This window comes from Streptomyces sp. NPDC001858, from assembly GCF_053594615.1.
Map to the genome: position 1 here is coordinate 166,507 of NZ_JBSFEV010000010.1, position 22,824 is coordinate 189,330.

A 22,824-nucleotide genomic window follows, 5' to 3' on the forward strand; every position below is an offset into this window, starting at 1 on the left:
GTCCCCGGTCTCCGGACCGTCGACGGCATCGCCGAGATCGACGGCAACCTCCTGGGCGTCGGCCAGCCGATTCGGACGATCCGTCCCGACGACTCAGTACGGTCGCGCCATCTCGTGCTCGGCCAGCGCCGTCGCGTAGCGGTCCAGCAGCGCGTCCAGGCCGGCCAGGAGCAGTCCCGCGCCGTCGCGGGCGTCGGCCAGGTCGCCGCGCTCGCAGGCCTCCACCAGCTCGGCCACGTCGGTGCGGAGGATGTACAGCGAGTCCCCCTGCACCAGAACCCCGGGAAACCGCCGATGCGGCAGTCGGACCACGGCGTTGTTGCCGCCGTCGGTGAACAGCTCTGCTTCGATGCGTTCCATAGGGGCATCCAATCCGGCCCACCGGCTGCGATCAATGGCGATGCCAAGACATCTCGGGGGGAACGGGACGATGAGCAGGAGACGTTACGTCGCCAGAGGCGTGCCCGGGGGGTACCGGATCTGGGACAACCGGGGGCGTCGGTGGTGGGGGGACCTCTACGAGCTGTGCCCGGACGGCCTGCTGGACGAGCTCAACGGCCGGGCGGACCCGGAGCGGATCACCGCCCTGCTGAAGCACTACCGGGCCCGGAAACGCTAGGAAGGCCCAGCAGCAGGGGTCCCGTCGGCGACGCCACGACGTCCGTGAGGGTGATCGGGTCCAGGTAGGCGAAGAACGCCTCCTGGGCACGGCGCAGCGCGCCCCGCAGACGGCAGGCCGAGTTCAGGGGGCACGGGTTGGCCCCCTCGCATTCGACGACGTCGCCCTCGCCCTCGAAGGCGCGGACGATGCCGCCCACGGACGCCGTGCGGCCCTTCTCCGTGACCGCCAGGCCGCCGCCCCGGCCGCGGCGGGCCTCCAGCAGGCCCATGTGCTGGAGCTCGGCCACGACTTTGGCCGCGTGCGTATAGGGGACCACCATCGCGGCGGCCACATCACGGGTCGTCGGAATGATCTCCGGGGAGTCGCCGGCTGCGGCGAGTCTCATCAGGATGCGCAGGGCGAGGTCGGTGGATCGTAGGAGCCGCATAAGGTGAAGGGTAGATAATACACATCTGTACTTCAAATTATCTCTGCGCCGACCCTCGGCCACCCCTTGGCCGTGACCGGCCTACGAAATACCCCGCCTCCCCCATTACGATCAGCGGACTCGTATGCCCGTATGCCCTTACGCCTCCACCGTCCCGCCCCTTTCCCCAGAAGGACAGGCCTCATGGGTTCCGCCGACCAGACCAGCAACGCGACGCGCAAGGCGCGGATAGAGGAGATGCGGCGGGCCGAGCAGGCCCGTGAGCGGCGTAACCGGTTTCTCGCGATCGGGGGCAGCGTCGTCGCCGTCGTCGCGCTGGTCGCCGGTGGCGTGTTCGTCGTCCAGGCGCAGTCCGGCGACGACGACACCGCTGCCGCCGCCGACTCCAAGTCCTCCGGGAAGTTCGTCACCGGCTCGGACGGGGTCAAGACGTGGAAGGGGACCCTGGGCCGCACGCACGTCGCCAAGACGGTGAAGTACCCGACCGAGCCTCCCGTCGGCGGCGATCACAACCAGGTGTGGATGAACTGCAACGGCGACGTCTACACCAAGGCGCTGAACAACATGAACGCCGTGCACTCGCTCGAGCACGGCGCGGTCTGGGTGTCGTACAACAGCAAGGCGAGCGAGGCCGACGTCGCCGCCCTCGCCGCCAAGGTCAAGAAGACGCCGTACACCTTCATGAGCCCGAACGACGCCCAGGCCGATCCGATCATGCTCACCGCGTGGGGCAACCAGCGCACGGTGACGAGCGCGAGCGACGCGAACGTCGACGCGTTCTTCGCGAAGTTCGTGCAGGGCGAGCAGACGCCCGAGCCGGGCGCGGCCTGCACGGGCGGCCTGCCGCAGTGAGGTACGCGGGAGTGGCGGTCGCCGTCGCCGGAGTGCTCGTCGCCGCCGGGGCCGTCACCTACTCCGTCGCCGGGGAGGGCGGGTCGGGCGTCACGCCCCCCGCCGCCGACTCCGCCGACGCGGGGTTCGCCCGGGACATGGCGGTGCACCACCAGCAGGCCGTCGAGATGTCGTACATCGTGCGGGACCGCACGACCGACGAGGAGGTGCGCCGGCTCGCGTACGACATCGCGCAGACCCAGGCCAACCAGCGCGGCATGCTGCTCGGGTGGCTGGATCTGTGGGCGCTGCCGAAGGTGTCGGCCGACGGACCCATGACCTGGATGGGGATGGGCGCGATGAGCGACGGCGAGGACGGCGCGCTCATGCCCGGGATGGCCACCAACACGGAACTGAAGAAACTCGGGACGCTGAACGGCAAGGCGGCCGAGGTGTTCTTCCTGCAGCTCATGACCGCCCACCACAAGGGCGGCATCCATATGGCCGAGGGCTGTGTGCAGAAGTGCACGGTGGCCGTGGAGAAGCGACTGGCCCAGGGCATGGTCGATGCGCAGCAGTCGGAAATCGACCTGATGACAGGCATGTTGAAAGCACGAGGGGCCAAGCCATAGCCGTGCCGGAGGCCAACTAGGCCAACCCATAGGGTTTTCCCTCGATTTCATGGACGTATCCGTCAAATCACCCCAGTAAGCGGTAACTTGGGGTCTTCTTGGCGTTCGCATTCCCCTGGCATGAACGGTTCATCGCAAGAGTGGCCGGACGTCGAGTGATCTTCTCGCGTCGAAACACACAGGCCACATACAGGGGGTCCTATGAGATCCAACCGCGCCGCGCTGCGCGCCGGAGCGAGCATGGCAGCGACATTGCCCATGATCGCCGGCGCGCTGGCGCTCGGCATACCCGCGGCGCACGCCGCGCAGAGCCCCACCCGTGACCCGCTGGCCGGGACCAGGCCCGCGTGGGCCACCACCAAGGCGGACAAGGGCTCGACCTCGGACAAGGCCCAGGTCACGGCCCGGGTCTACCTCGCAGGGCGGGACGCCGCCGGCCTCGCGCAGTACGCGAAGTCGGTCTCCGACCCGAGCTCCGCCGCCTACGGCAGGTACCTCTCCGCCGCGCAGGCGCAGGCCCGCTTCGGCGCGACCGCCGCCCAGGTCGCGGCCGTCAGGTCATGGCTGACGGCGGCCGGTCTGAAGGTGACCGGCACGACCGCGCACTATGTCTCCGTCAGCGGTGACGTGGCCGCGGCCGAGAAGGCGTTCGGCACACAGCTGCACAACTACGCCAAGGGTGCGAAGACTTACCGCGCGCCCGCGCAGACGGCCTCGGCCCCCGCGAGTCTCGACGGCGCGGTGCTGACCGTCACCGGCCTGGACAACGCGCCGCACAAGGCCGCGTCCAAGGACCAACTCCCGCCGCCGGACGCGGTGTTCAAGAACGCGGGACCGTTCTCCTCGTACTACGGCTCCACCACGGCGAGCACCCTGCCGTCCGCGTACGGCAAGAAGATCCCGTACGCGGTCCAGGGCTACACCGGCAAGCAGCTGCGGGCCGCGTACGGGGCCGGGAAGTACACCGGCAAGGGGGTGCGCATCGCCATCACCGACGCGTACGCCTCACCGACGATCGCCTTCGACGCGGCCGCCTACGCGAAGGCGCACGGCGACGCACGCTGGAAGACGGGCCAGCTGACCCAGGTGCTGCCCTCGGACTACACCAGGACCGAGGAGTGCGGGGCAGCCGGCTGGTACGGCGAGGAGACCCTCGACGTCGAGGCCGTGCACGCGGTCGCGCCGGACGCGAACGTCACCTACCTGGGCGCGGCGTCCTGCTACGACGACGATCTTCTCGACTCGCTGAGCAAGGTCGTCGACCACCACCTGGCCGATATCGTCTCCAACTCCTGGGGCGACATCGAGGCCAACCAGACGCCGGACCTCGCGGCCGCCTACGACCAGGTCTTCCAGTTCGGCGCGGTCGAGGGAATCGGTTTCTACTTCTCCTCCGGCGACAACGGCGACGAGGTCGCGAACACCGGCACGAAGCAGGTCGACACGCCGGCCAACTCGGCGTGGGTGACGGCGGTCGGCGGCACCTCGCTGGCGGTCGGCAAGGGCGACACGTATCTGTGGGAGACCGGCTGGGGCACCGAGAAGGCGTCCCTGTCGGCCGACGGCAGGAGCTGGACGGACTTCCCGGGCGCGTTCACCTCCGGCGCGGGCGGCGGCACCAGCAGGACGGTCGCGGAGCCGTACTACCAGAAGGGCGTCGTCCCGAACGCGCTGGCCACGACCAACAGCGCGGCCGGCAACCGCGTCGTCCCGGACATCTCGGCGATCGCGGACCCGAACACCGGCTTCAAGGTCGGCCAGACCCAGACCTTCCCGGACGGCTCGCAGCAGTACAGCGAGTACCGCATCGGCGGCACCTCGCTGGCCGCGCCGGTCATCGCGGCCGTGCAGGCGCTGGCCCAGGAGGCGCGCGGCGGCCGGGCGATCGGCTTCGCCAACCCGTCGATCTACTCCGCCTACTCGAAGTACGGCTCGCGGGTCTACCACGACGTCACGGACCACCCCACGGGCTCCGGGCTCGCCGTCGCCCGCGTCGACTTCACCAACGGGTACGACGCGGCGGACGGTCTGCTGACCTCCGTCCGCAGCCTCGGCAAGGACAGCTCGCTGTCCGCGGTAAAGGGTTACGACGACGTCACCGGCGTGGGAACACCGGCAAACGGTTACATCGAGTCGTACCGCAAGCACTGAGAAACACCCGAAACGCTTTCCGGCCGATGGGGGGCGTGAGGTGGACGACACCTCACGCCCCCCCATCGCGTCGCTCTGACGATTACACTGGGCCCGTGCCTCAACTTCGTCTCGCTCTGAACCAGATCGACTCAGCGGTCGGCGACCTCGTCGGCAACACCGAAACGATCCTCCGCTGGACCCGGCACTCCGCCGAGCAGGGAGCGCATCTCGTGGCGTTCCCGGAGATGGCGCTGACCGGGTATCCCGTCGAGGACCTCGCCCTGCGCTCCTCCTTCGTCGACGCCTCCCGCGCGGCGCTGACCGCGCTCGCCGCGCGCCTCGCCGAGGAGGGCTTCGGCGAACTGCCGGTGATCGTCGGCTACCTCGACCGGTCCGAGAGCGGCCGGCCCAGGTTCGGCCGCCCGGCCGGTTCCCCACGCAACGCGGCGGCGGTCCTGCACGGCGGCGAGGTGGTCCTGTCCTTCGCCAAGCACCACCTGCCGAACTACGGCGTCTTCGACGAGTTCCGCTACTTCGTGCCCGGCGACACCATGCCGGTGCTGCGCGTGCACGGGATCGACGTGGCCCTCGCGATCTGCGAGGACCTCTGGCAGGACGGCGGCCGGGTGCCCGCGGCGCGCTCCGCCGAGGCCGGGCTGCTGCTCTCCATCAACGCCTCCCCCTACGAGCGCGACAAGGACGACACCCGGCTGGAGCTGGTCCGCAAGCGGGCCCAGGAGGCCGGCTGCACCACCGCCTACCTCGCGATGATCGGCGGCCAGGACGAGCTGGTGTTCGACGGCGACTCGATCGTCGTCGACAGGGACGGCGAGGTGATCGCCCGGGCGCCGCAGTTCTCCGAAGGCAGCGTGGTCCTGGACCTCGACCTGCCCGCGGCCTCGGCGAACGCGCCGACCGGCGTCGTGGACGACGGTCTGCGCATCGACCGCGTGGTCCTGTCCGAGGAGCCGCTGCCGGCCTACGAGCCCGAGCTGGCCGGCGGGTACGCGGAGCGGCTGGACGACGCCGAGGAGGTCTACTCGGCGCTGGTCGTGGGCCTGCGGGCCTATGTCGCGAAGAACGGCTTCACGTCGGTCCTGATCGGTCTGTCCGGCGGTATCGACTCGGCGCTCGTCGCGGCGCTCGCGTGCGACGCGATCGGCGCGCAGAACGTGTACGGCGTGTCGATGCCGTCGAAGTACTCCTCGGACCACTCCAAGGGCGACGCGGCGGAGCTGGCGCGGCGCACCGGCCTGAACTTCCGCACGGTGCCGATCGAGCCGATGTTCGACGCGTACATGGGCTCACTCGGCCTGACCGGTCTGGCGGAGGAGAACCTCCAGTCCCGCCTGCGCGGCACCTTGCTGATGGCGGTCTCCAACCAGGAGGGCCACATCGTCCTGGCCCCCGGCAACAAGTCGGAACTGGCGGTCGGCTACTCCACGCTCTACGGCGACTCGGTAGGGGCGTACGGCCCCATCAAGGACGTCTACAAGACGTGGATCTTCCGGCTGGCGGAGTGGCGCAACCGCGCCGCGGCCGACCGCGGCCAGACCCCGCCGATCCCGGAGAACTCGATCACCAAGCCGCCGAGCGCGGAACTGCGCCCCGGCCAGGTCGACACGGACTCCCTCCCGGACTACCCCGTCCTGGACGCCATCCTGGAGCTGTACGTCGACCGCGACCAGGGCGCGGACGCGATCGTCGCGGCGGGCTACGACCGTGAGCTGGTCGTCAAGACCCTGCGCATGGTCGACACGGCCGAGTACAAGCGCCGCCAGTACCCGCCGGGCACGAAGATCTCCGCAAAGGGCTTCGGCAAGGACCGCCGCCTCCCGATCACCAACGCCTGGCGCGAGTCGATCTGACCCACCCTCCCGGCCCACCCACCTCGGTGGGCCGAGAGGCACCTCTCCCCGGGGCTCCGCCCCGGTCCCCGCCGCAGGGCGCGCGGTTGCGGCTGGTTCGTGGCCGACCGCCCCCACACGACGAAGCCGCCCACCGACGCAGCCCCGCACCCCTCTGGGTCCGAGGCTGCGTCGCAGTGAGCACGTCATCGTCGCGTCGGCCGTAGGGTACGTGTGGGCAGACGACCCGAAGGTCGTGGCCGCGGCGGACTGGCGGATCGACAGCCTTTCTCAGCTGGTCACCGTCGCAGCCCGCTGACCGAGAGGGCATCGAACTCCGAGGCAGGGTCAGCGAAGGGCCGGCATGGTGTCGTTTCGCCAGTCGTTCACTCGCTTGCGGATGCTCGGGACCATGGGGAGTGCGTCGACGTCGGCAGGGTCGAACCAGCGGACGTCCGTGGACTCGTCCGACACCATCAACTCGCCTGCCACAGGGCGGGCCAGGAAGCAGATGGAGAACTCCTGGCGCACCTCGCCGTCGTCGTAGGCGAAGACGTGGCGGGGGTCGGTGTAGGTGCCGACGATGCCGGTGACCTCGATCTCGATCCCGGTTTCTTCGAGGGTTTCCCTGGTGGCGCAGTCAGGAAGGGACTCGCCGATGTGCATGGCACCGCCCGGCAGAGCCCACATGCCGTTGTCACTGCGGCGCTGGAGCAGGATGCGTCCCGAGTCGTCGACCACCACGGCGGAGGCCGCCGGGACGAGGCTGTTCGCCTTCGGGGCGTTCGGGTCGTCCTCGTAGTCACGCCTGCTCACGGGCCTGCCTCTCCCATACCGGGGTGCCCCGGTTCCATAGTTCCTCGATGTGCCCGGCGAAGCGGTCGAACATGCCGTCGTCCTGGTGGCGGTGAAGATGCAACGTCGGCGCGTCGTGGCCCACACTGTGCGTCAGGAGCGGTGTCACGATCATGTCGTCGTCGAAGCGGAACGCCGAAAGGTGGGCGTGTCCAGCGCTGTACCGTGCCTCGATGCCGGTCTCGGTCTTGATCTTCTCCAGTTCAGCGATCGTCACTCGGATGCGGGTGGACAGTGTGAGGGCAACTCCTTCGTCCTTCTCCCGCGACCGGGTCAGGTCACTGTCGGGATCACCGATCAGGAACCGCACGCGGCACCCCTGCGCGGCCTTGCGACGCAACATGCTGCCGAAGCGGGCGTGTTCGAGCCACAAGAAGTAGTTGGTGTAGCCCGCAAAGGTCAGCTCCCGCTCCGCGTTCATGATCAACGATCGCCACAGTGCGGCTGGGCAGGAAGACCGGTACGGATACGCGGAGACGATCTCGCGATCCGGGCCGACCTTGATCGCCTTCTTCGCTGCTGTTGGCCACAACACCGTTTCGTCCTCTCCGAGTGCGTCGCAGACGGCCCATCGGTGGCGTGCTCGCGGGACTCGCCCTGCCTGCGTGATCCACCGGCCGACCGTCTTGGCGTCGACTCCGCACCGCTCTGCCAACTGCCGGTCGTTCAACCGTGCTTGAGCCATCGCGCGACGCAGAGCCTCGTTCACGGGTACCCCCTGGGACGTTAGGGACGCTTCATGAGCGTATTCCAACTCTGTACTCAACGTCCCTCGCACGCGGTGGTAACGCCCCGCCCGACTCGCGAGTGTGGGTGAGCTACAAAGCTCGACCCCGGCGACCGCGCGAACGGCCCCGGGGCATGGCCCACGCTCAAACCTGAGAGGGAGCGTCGACGTGAAGAACGGTACCGCCCCGCCCGTGGAAGACACGGCTGTGGACATCGTGGTGATGCGCGAAACCGTGGAGATCGTGCTGAACCCGGATGCCGCCCCGGAGGCGCTGTCCCTGCCCGCCGACGAGGTCGGCACGCTGACGCAGACCCTGCGCGGGCACCTGGAGTTACTGATCCCCGAGGTCGAACAGGCCGCCGGAAGGCTGGACATGACGAGCGTCCCGCGCTACTGCGCGCTCGCCTGCGTGGGAGAGGCCCGCGGAAAGCTCCGCGCCGGGCCGAGCCCGCGTCTCGGTGGGGACATCGGCCACGCCCGGCGCTTGGCACGTGTCCTCGACGCCCTGTGCGACCACCACGAGAAGATCGGCGGCGGTAGCCCGTGACGACGGTCACCGACACCGCGAGCCTGTCCGTCGAGTGCACGCTGGCCCGCACGCCCGGCTACGAGGACGTGCACGCCCGGTGCCGCCAGCTCAAGGACGTGCTACTGCCCCACTCCGCACACGTAGTGCTCGTCCGCCGCTGTCGTTGCTCGTGCCATCGGCAGCCACCGCCGGAAAACCCCTCATGAGGACGACCACCGCCCTCCTCGTGTACGTGATGGCCGTGACCGCCCCGGTCCTCGCCCTGGTGCTGGCGCGGACACCGTACTGACGCACTCCCACGGCGGCCGTTCCGGGTCAGGGGCCGCACCTGCATCCCGTCGTGGCGTGGTGGCTCCGCAGGCCACGGCGCGACGGGCATACCCTCCCCCACCGCATCATCGGACCGATCGACTCCAACACCCCGGAAGCCGGGGTGAAGCGAATCATATGGCCGTGCCGGTGACGGATCGCTCGCATGTTCCCGGTGACGACGTGGGTTCGACGTGCCTAGTGTGATCGTCATGCAGCTCCGGTACGCCTTTCGCCTGTACCCGGACACCGCCCAGCGGGCCGCGCTGGCCAGGGCGTTCGGGTGCGCCCGTGTCGTGTTCAACGACGCGGTCCGCGCCCGTGAAGACGCCCGTCAGGCCGGACAGCCGTTCCCGACGGCCGGTCAGCTGTCCACACGCCTGATCACCCAGGCCAAGCGGACAGCCGAACGGTCCTGGCTGGGCGAGGTCTCCGCGGTCGTTCTCCAGCAGTCCCTGCGCGACGCCGAGACCGCCTACAGCAACTTCTTCGCCTCCCTCAAGGGCGCCCGCAAGGGGCCCGGGACGGGTGCGCCGCGGTTCAAGTCCCGCAAGGAAACCCGTCAGTCGATCCGGTTCACCGCGAACGCCCGCTGGACGATCACCGAAAGCGGACGGCTGATCCTGCCGAAGATCGGTGCGGTGAAGGTGAAGTGGTCCCGCATCCTGCCCGCCGCCCCCACCTCGGTCACCGTCATCAAGGACTCCGCCGGGCGGTACTTCGCCTCCTTCGTCATCGACACCGACCCACATGCGGATGCCGACCGGATGCCCGCCACCGTCCGCACCATCGGCATCGACCTCGGCCTCACACACTTCGCGGTCCTGTCCGACGGCATGAAGATCGACTCCCCGCGGTTTCTGCGCCGCGCGGAGAAGAAGCTGAAGAAGGCCCAACGGGAACTGTCCCGCAAACAGAAAGGCTCGAAGAATCGCGAAAAGGCCCGGCTCAAGGTCGCTCGCGCCCACGCCAAGGTCACCGACGCCCGCCATGAGTTCCACCACCAGCTCTCCACAAAGCTGATCTCCGAGAACCAAGGGATCGCCGTGGAGGACCTGTCGGTGACGGGACTGGCACGCACCCGGCTGGCCAAGTCCGTCCACGACGCTGGCTGGGCCTCATTCGTGAACATGCTGGAGTACAAAGCACAACGGTACGGACGGACTCTCATCAAAATCGGCCGGTTCGAGCCGACCAGTCAGGTCTGCTCCACCTGCGGCGTCAAAGACGGGCCCAAACCCCTCGACGTGAGGGAATGGACCTGCGCCGCCTGCGGCACTGTCCACGACCGGGACATCAACGCCGCGATCAATGTCAAGACGGCCGCCGGACTGGCGGTGTCGGCCTGCGGAGCGCCGGTAAGACCAGAACTCGTTCTGGCACAGCGCGAGGAAACAGGAAGCCACGGATTCCCGACCGAACCCCGTGCCGCGTAGCGGCACAGCAACGATCGAGAAGGCCAGAATCCTCGGGCTTCAGCCAGAGGTGCAAGTCAAATGCTCGCCCGACCTCACGAACGGCCGCCCCGCCCCACCTACTTCAAGCGTGCGGGCCAGACCCGTCCCACTCGCTTGGACCCGGGCCTCCTGGACGTCTGGACGGGACAGTTCGTCGCCCAACTCGCCGCGCCCTCCGCCGAGCTCATGACCACGAGCGACGGGGTGATCCTCGTGGACGTCGCCACCGGCGCACAGGCCTGGACGGAGCAGCGCGTGGGATGCGGCGGGATCACCCCCGCAGTCCGACTTCGGGATGACCGTGGACGTCGACGGCACGCAACGTGTCTGGACCGGAACCCCCGACGGCCCCTCATGGCGGCTGCCGACATAGCCGCGTGCCCGCTCGGGGCACGGGGAGTTGAGCATGCGGGCAAGCGCGGCTGAGTACGCGTACTCAGGGATCCGCGGTCGTCCGCGGCGAGAGTAGGGGCACGTCAAGCGACGTCGAGCGACATCGAGCGACCTACCAGGAGACCATCGTGGCCGCCCACCGCAGGACCTACCGCCCCACCTCCGCCTCCCGGCCCGGCCGGATCCGGCTCGCTGCCGCTGCCGCCGTCATGAGCGTCGCCGCGGTCGCGGCGCTCACCGGCTGTTCCCTCGCGTACGAGGAGAACATCTGCTCGAACGGCGAGTATCCCGTCCTGGCGGTGGGCAGCACCGGCAGCTCGTGCGTCACGAACGGTGAGGAGCCGCCCGCGGGAACCGCGCGGTACCCGGAGGGCAAGGTGCCGAAGCAGGTCGACGACAAGTGGGACCTGTACTGGACGACCCACACGCTCGATGAGAACGGGGACATCGTCGACGCGCCCGTCGCCGGCTGACCCCGACCACCTCAGTGACGCGCGGCCGCCGTCGCGGTGTCCGCCGCCGCCCGCGGCACATGCGTGGCCACGATCCGTTCGTGGCCGAAGTCGTCCGGAGCACGCCTGCGGTCGACGCCGTACGCGACGCCCGCCACCGCCAGGCCCAGCGCCGCCAGGCCCGCTCCCGCGGTCGCCGGGGACGTCACGCCGAAGCCGGCCGCGAGGGCGAGGCCGCCGATCCAGGCGCCGCCGGCGTTCGCGAGGTTGAAGGCGGCCTGGTTGGCGGAGGAGGCCAGGGAGGGAGCCGTGGACGCCTTCTCCATGACCATCAGGTTGAGCGGGGTGCCCGCGACGAAGGCCGCGACGCCGAGGAGGACGACCGCCAGGGCGCCGCTCCACTGAGTGCGCATCAGGAGCGGGAAGAGCGCCAGGACCAGCGCCAGGGACGTCAGGCCGCCGAACAGGGTGCGGCGCATCGCGTGGTCGGCGAGGCGGCCGCCCAGCAGGTTGCCGATCGTGGCTCCCACGCCGAACAGCGCCAGCAGCAGCGTCACGCTGGAGTCGGCGTAGCCCGCCGCGTCCGTCAGCATCGAGGTGATGTAGCTGTACGCCGCGAAGAGTGCGCCGAAGCCCGCGACCGTCGTCCCCAGGGCCAGCCAGACCGGGAGCGAGCGCAGCGCCGCGAGTTCGCCGCGCAGGCCGGTGGCGGGCGTCGCCCCGGGCAGGGTGCGCGGGATGAGCAGCGCGAGCGAGGCGATCGCGGCGAGGCCGATCGCGCTGACGCCGAGGAAGGTGGCCCGCCAGCCCAGGTGCTGGCCCATCAGGGTGGCCGCCGGGACGCCCGCGATGTTGGCGACGGTCAGGCCGAGGAACATCAGCGACACCGAGCGGGCCTTGCGCTCCGGCGCGACCATGCTGGTGGCCACCACCGCGCCGACGCCGAAGAACGCGCCGTGCGGGAGGCCGCTGAGGAAGCGGGCGGCCAGGAGCGAGTCGTAGCCGGGGGCGAAGGCGGAGAGGGCGTTGCCGACGATGAACAGGGCCATCAGCAGCATCAGTACGGTTCGGCGCGGCATCCGTGCCGTGACGGCGGCCAGCAGCGGTGCGCCGATGACGACGCCCAGCGCGTAGGCCGAGACCAGGTGTCCCGCCGTCGGGATCGAGACGTGCAGGTCGTCCGCGACGTCGGGCAGCAGGCCCATCATCACGAATTCGGTGGTGCCGATGCCGAAGGCACCCACGGCCAGGGCGAGCAGGGCCAGGGGCATGGGGGACGTGCCTTTCCGGGGAGGAGGGGGAGGGGACTCGCGTTCATCATACGTTTCGTATGTTCAAGAACGGAACAAAGTCTCTCCCGGGCGTTATTCCCCGGCGTTCCCACGCGGTGAACCGCCGATTAAGGCGTGGTGACCTCTGTGGTGTCCTCCGTGGTGACCTTCACGGTCGCGGCCACCGGCAGATGGTCGCTGGTCGTGCGCGGCAGGGTCCACGAGGTGACCGGCTCCACGCCCTTCACCATGATCTGGTCGATCCGCGCCATCGGGAACGAGGCGGGCCAGCTGAAGCCGAAGCCGCTGCCGGCCGCGCCCTGCGTGGAGCGCATCTGGGAGGTCACGGCCTTCAGCGCGCGGTCGTTCATGGTGCCGTTGAGGTCGCCGAGCAGGACCACCCGGGTCAGCGGCTCGTCGAAGATCGCCTCGCCCAGCGCGTCCGCGCTCGTGTCGCGCTCCCGGGCGGTGAACCCGGCCTGCAGCTTCACCCGCACCGAGGGGAGATGGGCGACGTACACGGCGACCTGGCCCTGCGGGGTCGCCACGGTCGCACGCATCGCGCGCACCCAGCCCAGCTTGATGTCGACGGGCGCCACCGCGCTCAGCGGGTACTTGCTCCACAGCCCGACGGTGCCCTGCACCGAGTGGTACTTGTACGTCGCCGCGAGCGCCGTCTCGTACACCGGCACCGCCGAGAGGGTCAGCTCCTCCAGGGCGACGACGTCCACGCCGGACGCCGCCACGTCACGGGCGGTGCCCTCGGGGTCGGGGTTGTCGGCGTTGACGTTGTGGGTGGCGACGGTGAGATCGCCGCCACTGCCGGTCTTGTCGCCGATCAGCCCGCCGAAGAGGTTCAGCCAGACCCCGGCCGTCAGGACGACGGCGATCAGCGCGGTCGCCGACTTGCGCACCAGCGCGAGCACCAGCAGCAGCGGGACGAGGACGCCGATCCAGGGCAGGAACGTCTCCGAGAGACTGCCGAGGTTGCCGTACCGGTTGGGGATGCGCGAGTGCGCCGTCATCACCAGGGAGAGCGCCAGCGCGAGGCCGGCCACGATCAGGCCACGCCGCCAGACGCGCGGATCACCGCGCCATCCGCTGGTCAGCCGGCCGACGAGGCGTCCGATCAGGCGCCGAAGCCGAACTCCCCGAGGCTCGGGTCCCGAACCTCCGTTGCCGTCCGTCTCCGTCATGTACGCCTGCTGCGCCATACCGTCGCCTCACTGCCTGCCGTGCCGTGCTCACCGTCCGTCCCCCGAGTACGACCCTAGGGGATGATCGGCTGTCTTCTCGCCGTCCTGTGACGACCGTACGGGCACGAGGACGAACGGGTCCTGCTCAGGGGTTGCACCCCTGCGCCACCCGGACCGGTCTGTGACGAAACGAGCACATTCGGGCTACGCGACGGGCCAACTGACGGGACGTAGCCCAGCGAGCAGCGTGTCGACTATGCGCTCCGCGAGGTCGTCGGGGAGTTCGGCGTCGGGGTGCAGGATGGCGCGGACCAGCATGGGGCCGACGACTATGTCGTTCACCAGTTCCACATCGAGGTCGGCGCGGAGTTCGCCGTTCTGCTGGCCGCGGCGCAGGACTTCGATGCCCATCCTGCGCCGGGGCGCTATGACCGAGTTGTGGTACGCCGCCCAGATCTTCGGGCTGCTCTTCATCTGGGCGTGGACGTTGTGCAGGATCGCCGAGTCCCGGTTGGCCAGGCCCCGCTGCCGCAGCGATTCCAGCAGCACGATGAGGTCGTCGCGCATGGACGTGCCCGGCAGCCGCTCGGGGTCCTCGGGCTCGGCGGCGCGCAGGACGTCGACGAAGAGCTCCTCCTTGCCGCTCCAGCGGCGGTAGATGGTGGCCTTGCCGACGCCCGCGGTGCGCGCGATGCGCTCGATGGAGATCTCGGCGAGCGGGACGCCGTCCTCCAGGAGTTTCATCGTGCCCTCGATGATGGCCCGTTCCACGGCCTCGCTGCGCGGCCGGCCCCGGACGGGCGGCTCCACGGCGATCCCCTTGCCGGCCAGGCTCACGATCATCAATCCTTTCGTCGTACCCGTAGTACCGGGAACTGCCCCACCCTAGGTCAGCGGGCCGGGACGCCGGTCACGACTCCGTTGCCACCAACTCCTCCTCCGGAGCGCCCTTCTGGGGCGTCTTGGGTCTGCGCGGCAGGAACAGGGCGACCACGACCGCGCCGGCCAGCGACACCCCGGCCCCGCACAGCGCGGTGACGTGCATGGCGTGCAGGAACGCGTCGTTGGCGGGTCCGACGAGGTCCGGGTCGCCGAGTTTCGCGGCGACCCCGAGCGTCGCCTCGATGGACTCGCCGGCCGTGTCCCGCAGGCCGGCCGGCAGGCCGCCGAGGCTGCCCTCGATGCCGTTGCGGTACGCCGTGGAGAGCACCGAGCCGAGGACGGCGATGCCGAGCGCGCCGCCGAGCTGGCGGAAGGTGTTGCTGAGCGCGGAGGCGGAGCCGGCCTTCTCGCGGGGCAGGGACTGCATGATGACCACGCTGGTGGGCGTCATGACATGGGCCATGCCGGCGCCCATGCAGAAGAAGACGACCTCCATGAGCCAGATCGGGGTGTCCGCGTCCAGCACGGCGAACGCGACCAGGGTCGCGGTCAGGACGAGCATCGCCCCGGTGGTCGTGGCCCGTACCCCGAAGCGGTCGACGACCAGCCGGGCGCGCGGCGCGAAGATCAGCTGGGCGGCGGCCAGCGGAAGCAGCAGCAGACCGGACTGCAGCGGCGAGTAGCCGCGCACGCTCTGGGTGTAGAAGACGGCGAAGAACGTCACGCCCATCAGCGCGAAGAACACCAGGGTGATGACGGCCATGGCGGCCGAGAACACCTTGTTCTTGAAGTACGTGACGTCTATCGACGGATGGTCGCTGCGCTTCTCGAACACCACGAACGCGACGAGGACGACCAGGCCGGACCCTATGGCCGCCACCACCGTCGGGTCGGTGAAGTCGGCCAGCTCGCCGCCCTTGATGATGCCGTAGACGAGCAGGACGAGGCCGACGACCGACAGGACCACGCCGATCGGGTCGATCCGTCCGGGATTGGGGTCGCGGGAGTCCGGGACCAGCCACAGCATCAGCGCGAACGCGATGATCACGATCGGCACGTTGACCAGGAAGACCGAGCCCCACCAGAAGTGGTCCAGCAGGAGACCGCCGGTGATCGGCCCTATGGCGATGGCCAGACCCACGCCGCCGGCCCAGATGCCGATCGCCTTGGGCTGCTCCTCGCGCTCGAAGACGTTCATCAGGACGGCGAGCGTGGCCGGCATGACGAACGCGGCGCCGACGGCCATCAGCCCGCGGAAGACGATGAGCTGCGCGGGCGAGCCGGACTCGGCGGCCAGCGCGGAGCCGATGCCGAACACGGCGAGCCCACCGAGCAGGACCTTCTTGCGGCCGAGGCGGTCGCCGAGCAGTCCCGCGGTGAACAGCAGTCCCGCGAAGACGAGCGTGTAGGAGTTGATGGCCCACTCCAGCTCGCTCTGCGTCGCGCCGAGGCCGACCGGGGCCGGGGTGGAGATGGTCTTGATCGCGACGTTCAGGATCGAGTTGTCCAGGACCACGATCAGCAGGCTCAGCATCAGCACGCCGAGTATCGCCCAGCGGCGCCGGTAGACGGCTTCCGGCACCCGGGAGCGGGCGGGGACGGCAGGAGTAGTCATGCAGTCGAGGGTAGAGCCTTTTCGATACGAGACCGTCTCGTATCTGAATCTCTTACTGAGCTTTTACCCGTGCGGTCCACAGCGGTCTCCCCAGCGGTCCGCCCTGATCCGGTCACGAGGTTTTCCCCACAGGGGGGCGCTCTGGCCCTCCCTGGCACGAAGTGCCACCATGGGGAGTGGTCCGGGGACGCCGTGAGGGCGCCTCGAGATGACAACAAGGAGCCGTTGCAATGACGCAGCTTCCGGCTGCCCCTGTGAAGTCCTCCGACGGCAGCAATGCGCTGTACGGGGGCAAGGGCACACGCCGTATCACCGTCCGCGACGTCGCGCTCGCCAAGGAGCGCGGCGAGAAGTGGCCGATGCTCACCGCGTACGACGCGATGACCGCGTCCGTCTTCGACGAGTCCGGGATCCCCGTGATGCTCGTCGGCGACTCGGCGGGCAACTGCCATCTGGGGTACGAGAGCACCGTGCCCGTCACCCTCGACGAGATGACGATGCTCTCAGCGGCCGTCGTCCGGGGCACCAGCCGTGCCCTGATCGTCGGCGATCTGCCCTTCGGGTCGTACCAGGAAGGGCCTGTTCAGGCGCTGCGCAGCGCCACCCGGCTGGTCAAGGAGGCCGGGGTCGGGGCCGTGAAGCTGGAGGGCGGCGAGCGCTCGCACCGGCAGATCGAGCTCCTCGTCGAGTCCGGCATCCCGGTCATGGCGCACATCGGCCTCACCCCGCAGTCGGTGAACTCGATGGGCTACCGCGTCCAGGGCCGGGGCGAGGAGGCCGCCCAGCAGCTGCTGCGGGACGCGAAGGCCGTGCAGGACGCCGGCGCGTTCGCCGTCGTCCTCGAACTGGTGCCGGCGGAGCTGGCGGCCGAGGTCACGCGCGTGCTGCACATCCCGACGGTGGGAATCGGAGCCGGCGTGGAGTGCGACGCGCAGGTGCTGGTGTGGACCGACATGCTCGGGCTGACGGGCGGGCGGGTGCCGAAGTTCGTCAAGCAGTACGCGAACCTGCGCGAGATCATGGGCGACGCGGCCAAGGCGTTCGCGGAGGACGTCGTCGGCGGGGCGTTCCCGCAGGACCAGCACAGCGTTCACTGAGCCGTCGCGCTGAGCCGCGCCGCTGAGCCGTCCCACTGAGCCATCTCCGCACCACCAGCCGCCCGCCGATGTTCCCCCCATCGGCGGGCGGTCGCGTTCCGAGGGGCTGCCGACATACCCCTGTCGGCGGGATGTCGGTCGTTTGTCGGCGGCGGGTGTCAGCGTTCTTCCCATGACGCGAATCGACATCAACACCAGTGGCGCGGGAAGCGCTGTGACCGTTCGGGGGTTGGTCAAGCACTACGGCGAGACCAAGGCACTGGACGGCGTCGACCTGGATGTGCGCGAGGGGACCGTGATGGGGGTGCTCGGGCCCAACGGCGCCGGGAAGACCACCCTCGTGCGGATCCTGTCCACCCTGCTGGCTCCCGACAGCGGGCACGCGACCGTCGTCGGCCTGGACGTCGTCCGGCAGCCCCGGCAGTTGCGGCGGGTGATCGGGCTGACCGGGCAGTACGCCTCGGTCGACGAGAAGCTCCCCGGGTGGGAGAACCTGTACATGATCGGACGGCTGCTCGACCTGCCCCGCAAGGAGGCGCGGGCGCGGGCCGACGAGCTGCTGGAGCGGTTCTCGCTGACCGAGGCCGCAAAGCGGCCCGCGAGCACCTACTCCGGCGGTATGCGCCGCCGGCTCGACCTCGCCGCGTCGCTGATCGGGCGGCCGCGCGTGCTGTTCCTCGACGAGCCGACCACCGGCCTGGACCCGCGTACCCGCAACGAGGTGTGGGGCGAGGTCAAGACGATGGTCGGGGAGGGCGTCACCGTGCTGCTGACCACCCAGTACATGGAGGAGGCCGAGCAGCTCGCCGATGAGCTGACCGTCGTCGACCGGGGCAAGGTCATCGCGAACGGCGGCATCGACGAGCTGAAGTCCCGGGTCGGCGGCCGGGCGCTGCGGATACGCCCGGCCGACCCGCTGCAGCTGCGGCCGCTGGCGGGCTGGCTCGACGAACTCGGCATCACCGGGCTCGCCGCCACCGTCGTGGACGCCGAGCGCGGCTCGGTGCTGGTGCCGGTGCTCAGCGACGAGCAGCTCACCGCCGTGATCGGCGCGGTCAGCGCGCGCGGCATCACGCTCACCTCCCTCACCACCGAACTGCCCAGCCTGGACGAGGTGTTCCTCTCCCTCACCGGCCACCGCGCCGCTGCGGCCGAGGACGCCCTGCCCACCGACGCCCGCGAGGAGGTCGCCGTATGAGCGCGGCCACGATGGACACCGCCACGATCGACACCCGTACGGTCACCGACGCGCGGATCCCGTTCCGCAGCCACCTGCGGCACACCGGTGCGCTGATCCGCCGCAACCTGCTGTGGATCCGGCAGGACCCCGAGTCGATGTTCGACGCGCTGCTGATGCCGATCGTCTTCACCCTGCTGTTCGTGTACGTCTTCGGCGGCTCGATCGGGCAGGCCCTGGGCGGCGGGCAGGACGGGTATGTGCAGTACGTGATCCCGGGCATGATCGCGATGATGAGCATGTCGCTGTCCCAGGGCGTCGGCACCGGCTTCAGCCAGGACTTCAACTCCGGGGTCATGGACCGCTTCCGGTCCCTGCCGATCGGGCGCGGCTCGGTGCTGTTCGCGAAGATCTCGGTCGAGATCGTGCGGATGCTGTTCGCGACGACCGTGCTGATGATCGTCTCGGTGCTGGTCGGCTTCGAGATCGACCACTGGGGCGGTCTGTTCGCGGCGGTCGGACTGGCCACCGTGTTCGCCTCGTCGATCATGTGGGTGTTCCTCACCCTGGGCGTGGTGCTGAAGAACGCGCAGTCCGTGCAGGCGATGGGCTTCCTGGTGCTGTTCCCGCTCCAGTTCGGCTCGTCGATCTTCGCGCCGACGAACTCGATGCCGGGCTGGCTGCAGGCCTTCACCGACTACAACCCGCTGTCCACGCTCGCGGACGCGGCGCGCGGTCTGATGGTGGGCGGCCCGGTCGCACACGATCTGTGGGTGACGCTGGGCTGGTCGGTGGCGATCACCGCGGTGATGGCGCCGATCGCGATCCACAAATTCCGCACCAAGAGCTGACCCCCGCGCCGACCCCGCTCGGGCGGCGCTCTACACCAGGGCGGTGGCCTCCTCGTAGGAGAGGCCGCCGCCCTCGGCGTATGCCGTCTCGAAGTCCCGCTCGGCGAGCGCGGCGCGAAGCCTGGCCACGGCCAGGTCGCGTACCTCGCGCTCCATGCGCGGGGGCACATGGCGCGGCGGCCGCAGCCGGTCGGCGGCTCCCAGGCAGCGGGCGCCGTCGGCGGCCCGGCTGCCGCCGTCCACTCCGCCGAGGGCGGTCGCGGCGATGAAGAGGTAGAAGGACCGCAGGTGCGGGGCGACGGCGATGGGCAGCGGGTCGGTGGCGCGTGCCAGGGCGACGCGGATACGGGGCAGCGCCTCCGTGTCGCGGTCGTCGATCGTGTCCAGACAGGCCTCCGCGCCCAGGATGAACGCGTCGAAGAGGACGAACCGCCCGTGGGTGAAGTCCGCGCGCAGCACCCGGAGTTGCTCGCGGGCCTCGGCCCGGCGTCCGCTGATGCCCAGCCAACTGGCCAGGAAGAGCCGGGCGGCGGGGACGGCCTCGGTTCCGATGTGATCCGGCCCTTCGATCACGTCGCGCAGCAGGCGCTCGGCCTGCTCCTCCTCGCCGACCTCCAGCAGCACGCTGCCCAGCCGGGCCGCGAGGACCGCCACCTGGGCGCGGGCGCCGAGCCGTTCGGCGTGCTCCATGGCCGCGGTGTAGTCGTCGGCGGCCATGCGGTAGGCGCCCAGCCGCTCGTGGGCCTCGGCGCGGGCGGAGAGTGCCTCGGCGGTGCCCCAGGCGTCGCCGAGGCGCCGGAAGATCTCCAGGCACTCGTCCGCGTCCCGGAAGGCGTTCTGCGCCCAGTCGGCGCGGTTGGCGAGGATGTTGGCGCGCATCTGCAGACAGGAGGCCAGCTCCCACTCATGGCCGGGCGTCCGGCGGCAGGTGTCGACGTTGGCGTCGACGATGGCGCGGATGCGTTCCAGGTCGCCGGTCATCATCACGGCGAAGAACCAGAACAGTCCGGGCACCCGGCAGGTCTGCGGGAGACCGGGCTCGTACGTCTCGGCGATCAGGCACATCTTGGTCTGCGCGGCCGGCGTCTGCCAGGCGTCCAACTCGGTTTCCATACAGGCGAGATGGGCCAGGTGGACACCTCGACGGGCCTCCAGGAGGGCCTCGCCGGTGAACGGCGGCGGGGCGGCCGTGGGAGGCTGCCACACCGGGGCGGCCCGGCGCAGGGGCTCGGCGAAGGGGTCGGGGCCCAGGGCCATGACCTCCTGGCACCAGGATCCGGCCTCGATGCGCAGGTCGCGCATCTGCCAGTACCAGACCAGGGACAGGGTCAGGCTGAGCGCCTCCTGCTCGTCGCGCGCGGCGACGGCCCGGCGCAGCGCGGTGCGCAGGTTCTCGTACTCCAGTTGGAAGCGGTCGATGGCGGCACGCTGACCGGGGCCGCGCAGCAGCGGCTCGGTGGTACGGGCGAACTCGCGGTAGTACACGAGATGCGCCTGCTCCGCGGCGCCCCGCCGACCCGACTCGTCGAGCCGCTCACCCGCGTACTCGGCGACGGTCTCCAGCAACCGATACCGCATGTCCCCACCGGGCGCCGGCGCGGCAACGACAAGCGACTTGTCTACGAGCGAGGCGAGCGAGTCAAGAACACTACGCCCCGACACCCGCCCACGCCCCTCGACACCACGCCCACCGCCCTCGGCGATGCCGGCATGCTCTGGGGGGTCGCAGACGGTCTCGGCGGCGGTGAGGTCGCAGCCTCGGGCAAAGACCGAGAGGTGGGTCAGGACGTCGCGTTCGTCCTCGTCGAGCAGGTCCCAGGACCAGTCGACGACGGCCCGCAGGGTCTGCTGGCGGGGCAGGACCGTGCGGCTGCCGTTGGTGAGGAGGCGGAAGCGGTCGTCGAGCCGGTCGGCGATCTGGCGGGGCGTCAGCATCCGCAGCCGGGCGGCGGCCAGCTCGATGGCGAGGGGCAGACCGTCCAGGCGGCTGCAGATCTCGGCGCAGGCCTCGGGGTCGTCCTCGATCCGGAAGCCGGGGCGGGCGGCCGCGCCCCGGTCGGCGAGCAGCCGCAGCGCGACCGGCTCCGGCAGCGGATCCAGCGGGCGCAGCAGCTCCCCGGGCACGCCGAGCGGCTCGCGGCTGGTGGCCAGCACCGTGACCTGGGGGCAGCGCGCCAGCAGCTCCTCGACGAGCCGGGCGGCGGCCTCGACGACGTGCTCGCAGTTGTCGAGGATGATCAGCATGCGCCGCCGGGCGCAGTGCTCGACCAGGCGTTCCACGGGGTCGTCGTGGCGGTCGGCGACCGCCCGCATCTCCTCGGCGCCGGCGCCGAACAGCACGGTCTCGCGGGCTCCGACGGCGGTGAGGACGGCCTGCGGGACGGCGTCCGGGTCGGCGACGGGCGCGAGTTCGGCCAGCCAGACGCCGTCCCGGGCGGTGTCCCGGACGGTCTCGGCGGCCTCCTGGGACAGCCGGGTCTTGCCCGCCCCGCCGGGCCCGAGCAGGGTGACGAGCCGTGCGCTCGCGAGGTCGCCGCGGATGGCCTCGATGTCGTCCTCCCGGCCGACGAAGGAGGTGAGGCGGGCCCGGAGGTTGCCGCGGGGCGGGGACGGCGATGGCTGAGGTGCGGAAAGCGGCTGCGTCGGAGGGGTCGGGGCTTCGTCCGGGGTGAGCAACTCCGCGTGCAGGGTGCGCAGTTCGTGGCCGGGGTCGGTGCCGAGGCGGTCGGCCAGCAGCCGGCGTACGGCGTCGTAGGCGACCAGCGCCTGCGCGGTGCGGCCCGCGTCGCGCAGGGCGCGCAGCCGCAGTGCCTGGAGGGGCTCGTCCAGGGGATGGGCGTCGCACAGGGCGGTGAGTTCGGGCAGCGCCTGTTCGGCCTGGCCGAGGGCGATCGCGGCGGTGTGCCGGGCGCGCAGCGCGTCGAGCCGGCGGGCCTCCCAGCGGGCCGACTCGGCGGTGCGGTCGGGCAGGTCGGCGAGGGCCGGACCGTGCCACAGGGCGAGGGCGTCGTCCAGGAGGGCGGCGGCCTTGGCGGGGTCGTCGTCGGCGAGGGCGCGGACGCCGTCGCCGGTCAGCCGCTCGAAGCGGTGCAGATCGACGTCCTCGGGGGTGGCGGCCAGCCGGTAGCCGCCCTCGGCGGATTCGATCGCGCCCGCCCCGAGGGCCCGGCGCAGCCGCCCGACCAGCGCCTGGAGCGCGCCCGGCGCGTCGGCGGGCGGATCCCCGGCCCACACCTCCTCGGTCAGCAGCCCCGCGGGGACGCTCCGCCCGGCGCGCAGCGCGAGCACGGTGAGCAGGGCGCGCAGCCGCGCCCCGCCGACGGCGACGGGGCTGCCGTCCGGACGGATCGCCTGGGTGGTGCCGAGAATGCGATAGCGCACGGGGTCCATTGTCTCCGGTCGGATCGGAAGCGGTCACGGGGTTTCCGCGGGGTGGCGCGAGCGGCCTGCGGGGATCCGTGGCCGCGGACGGAACCGATGGACGTGGGCCGGACGTTTTCCCTGTGCGCCCGGGGCGG

Annotated in this window: 20 protein-coding genes and 1 pseudogene; 12 read left to right on the top strand and 9 right to left on the bottom strand. The window is 70.5% G+C overall.

Translation table 11 applies throughout. The features are described from left to right. Positions 1 to 93: 93 nt before the first annotated feature. A complete protein-coding gene (locus ACWCPF_RS17315) occupies positions 94 to 360 on the bottom strand; it encodes a DUF6959 family protein (protein ID WP_451045862.1) in 267 nt (88 codons plus the stop codon). Positions 361 to 430: 70 nt separating this feature from the next. On the opposite strand from ACWCPF_RS17315, the gene ACWCPF_RS17320 reads away from it, so the two are divergent. After that, positions 431 to 619 carry a hypothetical protein gene (locus tag ACWCPF_RS17320; RefSeq protein WP_451045863.1) on the top strand — a complete coding sequence of 63 codons (189 nt, stop codon included), beginning with the start codon at positions 431 to 433 and terminating at the stop codon, positions 617 to 619. Here ACWCPF_RS17320 and ACWCPF_RS17325 read toward each other — a convergent pair. After that, positions 579 to 1,049 carry an RrF2 family transcriptional regulator gene (locus ACWCPF_RS17325; protein ID WP_451045864.1) on the bottom strand — a complete coding sequence of 157 codons (471 nt, stop codon included), beginning with the start codon at positions 1,047 to 1,049 and terminating at the stop codon, positions 579 to 581. The two genes, ACWCPF_RS17320 and ACWCPF_RS17325, sit on opposite strands and share 41 nt — an antisense overlap. 183 nt (positions 1,050 to 1,232) lie before the next feature. Between ACWCPF_RS17325 and ACWCPF_RS17330 the strand changes: the two genes are divergently transcribed. The 4 genes from ACWCPF_RS17330 (at position 1,233) to ACWCPF_RS17345 (ending at position 6,513) form a co-directional block, all read left to right on the top strand. Further along, entirely contained in the window at positions 1,233 to 1,901 is a 669-nt protein-coding gene (locus tag ACWCPF_RS17330) for a DUF3105 domain-containing protein (protein ID WP_451045865.1), read from the top strand. 11 nt (positions 1,902 to 1,912) lie between these two features. Further along, a complete protein-coding gene (locus tag ACWCPF_RS17335) occupies positions 1,913 to 2,512 on the top strand; it encodes a DUF305 domain-containing protein (protein WP_451045866.1) in 600 nt (199 codons plus the stop codon). 201 nt (positions 2,513 to 2,713) lie between these two features. Beyond that, positions 2,714 to 4,663 (top strand): S53 family peptidase, encoded by a 1,950-nt coding sequence (locus ACWCPF_RS17340; RefSeq protein ID WP_451045867.1) that lies wholly within the window; start codon positions 2,714 to 2,716, stop codon positions 4,661 to 4,663. 95 nt (positions 4,664 to 4,758) lie between these two features. Further along, complete coding sequence (locus tag ACWCPF_RS17345; RefSeq protein WP_451045868.1) at positions 4,759 to 6,513, top strand: NAD+ synthase; 1,755 nt, start codon at positions 4,759 to 4,761, stop codon at positions 6,511 to 6,513. Between the two features lie 327 nt (positions 6,514 to 6,840). Here ACWCPF_RS17345 and ACWCPF_RS17350 read toward each other — a convergent pair whose 3' ends face one another. Beyond that, positions 6,841 to 7,308 carry an NUDIX domain-containing protein gene (locus ACWCPF_RS17350; protein WP_451045869.1) on the bottom strand — a complete coding sequence of 156 codons (468 nt, stop codon included), beginning with the start codon at positions 7,306 to 7,308 and terminating at the stop codon, positions 6,841 to 6,843. Next, positions 7,295 to 8,056 (bottom strand): DUF5919 domain-containing protein, encoded by a 762-nt coding sequence (locus ACWCPF_RS17355; protein WP_451045870.1) that lies wholly within the window; start codon positions 8,054 to 8,056, stop codon positions 7,295 to 7,297. The genes ACWCPF_RS17350 and ACWCPF_RS17355 overlap by 14 nt, the downstream gene beginning before the upstream one ends. A gap of 187 nt (positions 8,057 to 8,243) precedes the next feature. On the opposite strand from ACWCPF_RS17355, the gene ACWCPF_RS17360 reads away from it, so the two are divergent. From ACWCPF_RS17360 to ACWCPF_RS17375, 4 genes and pseudogenes are all read left to right on the top strand, one after another. Next, positions 8,244 to 8,624: a DUF6415 family natural product biosynthesis protein gene (locus ACWCPF_RS17360; RefSeq protein ID WP_451045871.1), complete on the top strand. Its 381-nt coding sequence runs from the start codon at positions 8,244 to 8,246 to the stop codon at positions 8,622 to 8,624. Positions 8,625 to 9,127: 503 nt separating this feature from the next. Beyond that, complete coding sequence (locus ACWCPF_RS17365) at positions 9,128 to 10,351, top strand: RNA-guided endonuclease InsQ/TnpB family protein (RefSeq protein ID WP_451045872.1); 1,224 nt, start codon at positions 9,128 to 9,130, stop codon at positions 10,349 to 10,351. A 60-nt stretch (positions 10,352 to 10,411) separates the two neighbouring features. Further along, a pseudogene (locus ACWCPF_RS17370) lies at positions 10,412 to 10,745 on the top strand (ATP-grasp peptide maturase system methyltransferase); the annotation flags it as partial. 148 nt (positions 10,746 to 10,893) lie between these two features. Next, a complete protein-coding gene (locus tag ACWCPF_RS17375; protein ID WP_451045873.1) occupies positions 10,894 to 11,238 on the top strand; it encodes an SCO0607 family lipoprotein in 345 nt (114 codons plus the stop codon). 11 nt (positions 11,239 to 11,249) lie between these two features. On the opposite strand, the gene ACWCPF_RS17380 is transcribed toward ACWCPF_RS17375, so the two are convergent. From ACWCPF_RS17380 to ACWCPF_RS17395, 4 genes are all read right to left on the bottom strand, one after another. Further along, entirely contained in the window at positions 11,250 to 12,488 is a 1,239-nt protein-coding gene (locus ACWCPF_RS17380) for an MFS transporter (protein WP_451045874.1), read from the bottom strand. A 128-nt stretch (positions 12,489 to 12,616) separates the two neighbouring features. Next, positions 12,617 to 13,702, bottom strand: a complete 1,086-nt coding sequence (locus tag ACWCPF_RS17385) for an endonuclease/exonuclease/phosphatase family protein (RefSeq protein ID WP_451045875.1) — start codon at positions 13,700 to 13,702, stop codon at positions 12,617 to 12,619. A gap of 186 nt (positions 13,703 to 13,888) precedes the next feature. Continuing rightward, on the bottom strand, positions 13,889 to 14,527 hold the full coding sequence (locus ACWCPF_RS17390; protein WP_451045876.1) for a TetR/AcrR family transcriptional regulator: 639 nt from the start codon (positions 14,525 to 14,527) through the stop codon (positions 13,889 to 13,891). A gap of 67 nt (positions 14,528 to 14,594) precedes the next feature. Beyond that, a complete protein-coding gene (locus ACWCPF_RS17395; protein ID WP_451045877.1) occupies positions 14,595 to 16,181 on the bottom strand; it encodes an MFS transporter in 1,587 nt (528 codons plus the stop codon). 230 nt (positions 16,182 to 16,411) lie between these two features. Here ACWCPF_RS17395 and panB point away from each other — a divergent pair, with 230 nt between their 5' ends. The 3 genes from panB (at position 16,412) to ACWCPF_RS17410 (ending at position 19,306) form a co-directional block, all read left to right on the top strand. Further along, positions 16,412 to 17,278 carry a 3-methyl-2-oxobutanoate hydroxymethyltransferase gene (panB, locus tag ACWCPF_RS17400; RefSeq protein WP_451045878.1) on the top strand — a complete coding sequence of 289 codons (867 nt, stop codon included), beginning with the start codon at positions 16,412 to 16,414 and terminating at the stop codon, positions 17,276 to 17,278. Positions 17,279 to 17,450: 172 nt separating this feature from the next. Next, positions 17,451 to 18,476 carry an ATP-binding cassette domain-containing protein gene (locus ACWCPF_RS17405; protein WP_451045879.1) on the top strand — a complete coding sequence of 342 codons (1,026 nt, stop codon included), beginning with the start codon at positions 17,451 to 17,453 and terminating at the stop codon, positions 18,474 to 18,476. Next, positions 18,473 to 19,306: an ABC transporter permease gene (locus tag ACWCPF_RS17410; protein WP_451045880.1), complete on the top strand. Its 834-nt coding sequence runs from the start codon at positions 18,473 to 18,475 to the stop codon at positions 19,304 to 19,306. Before ACWCPF_RS17405 ends, ACWCPF_RS17410 begins: the two co-directional genes overlap by 4 nt. Before the next feature lie 30 nt (positions 19,307 to 19,336). Here ACWCPF_RS17410 and ACWCPF_RS17415 read toward each other — a convergent pair whose 3' ends face one another. Then, positions 19,337 to 22,696, bottom strand: coding sequence for a BTAD domain-containing putative transcriptional regulator (locus ACWCPF_RS17415; RefSeq protein ID WP_451045881.1), 3,360 nt, complete (start codon positions 22,694 to 22,696; stop codon positions 19,337 to 19,339). Positions 22,697 to 22,824 lie beyond the last annotated feature (128 nt).

What these genes read in the sequence shown, in the direction of transcription:
- ACWCPF_RS17315 (WP_451045862.1), bottom strand. Translation starts at nt 360, where the DNA reads ATGGAACGCATCGAAGCAGAGCTGTTCACCGACGGCGGCAACAACGCC.
- ACWCPF_RS17320 (WP_451045863.1), top strand. Translation starts at nt 431, where the DNA reads ATGAGCAGGAGACGTTACGTCGCCAGAGGCGTGCCCGGGGGGTACCGG.
- ACWCPF_RS17325 (WP_451045864.1), bottom strand. Translation starts at nt 1,049, where the DNA reads ATGCGGCTCCTACGATCCACCGACCTCGCCCTGCGCATCCTGATGAGA.
- ACWCPF_RS17330 (WP_451045865.1), top strand. Translation starts at nt 1,233, where the DNA reads ATGGGTTCCGCCGACCAGACCAGCAACGCGACGCGCAAGGCGCGGATA.
- ACWCPF_RS17340 (WP_451045867.1), top strand. Translation starts at nt 2,714, where the DNA reads ATGAGATCCAACCGCGCCGCGCTGCGCGCCGGAGCGAGCATGGCAGCG.
- ACWCPF_RS17365 (WP_451045872.1), top strand. Translation starts at nt 9,128, where the DNA reads ATGCAGCTCCGGTACGCCTTTCGCCTGTACCCGGACACCGCCCAGCGG.
- ACWCPF_RS17380 (WP_451045874.1), bottom strand. Translation starts at nt 12,488, where the DNA reads ATGCCCCTGGCCCTGCTCGCCCTGGCCGTGGGTGCCTTCGGCATCGGC.
- ACWCPF_RS17385 (WP_451045875.1), bottom strand. Translation starts at nt 13,702, where the DNA reads ATGGCGCAGCAGGCGTACATGACGGAGACGGACGGCAACGGAGGTTCG.
- ACWCPF_RS17390 (WP_451045876.1), bottom strand. Translation starts at nt 14,527, where the DNA reads ATGATCGTGAGCCTGGCCGGCAAGGGGATCGCCGTGGAGCCGCCCGTC.
- ACWCPF_RS17395 (WP_451045877.1), bottom strand. Translation starts at nt 16,181, where the DNA reads ATGACTACTCCTGCCGTCCCCGCCCGCTCCCGGGTGCCGGAAGCCGTC.
- panB (WP_451045878.1), top strand. Translation starts at nt 16,412, where the DNA reads ATGACGCAGCTTCCGGCTGCCCCTGTGAAGTCCTCCGACGGCAGCAAT.
- ACWCPF_RS17405 (WP_451045879.1), top strand. Translation starts at nt 17,451, where the DNA reads ATGACGCGAATCGACATCAACACCAGTGGCGCGGGAAGCGCTGTGACC.
- ACWCPF_RS17410 (WP_451045880.1), top strand. Translation starts at nt 18,473, where the DNA reads ATGAGCGCGGCCACGATGGACACCGCCACGATCGACACCCGTACGGTC.
- ACWCPF_RS17415 (WP_451045881.1), bottom strand. Translation starts at nt 22,696, where the DNA reads ATGGACCCCGTGCGCTATCGCATTCTCGGCACCACCCAGGCGATCCGT.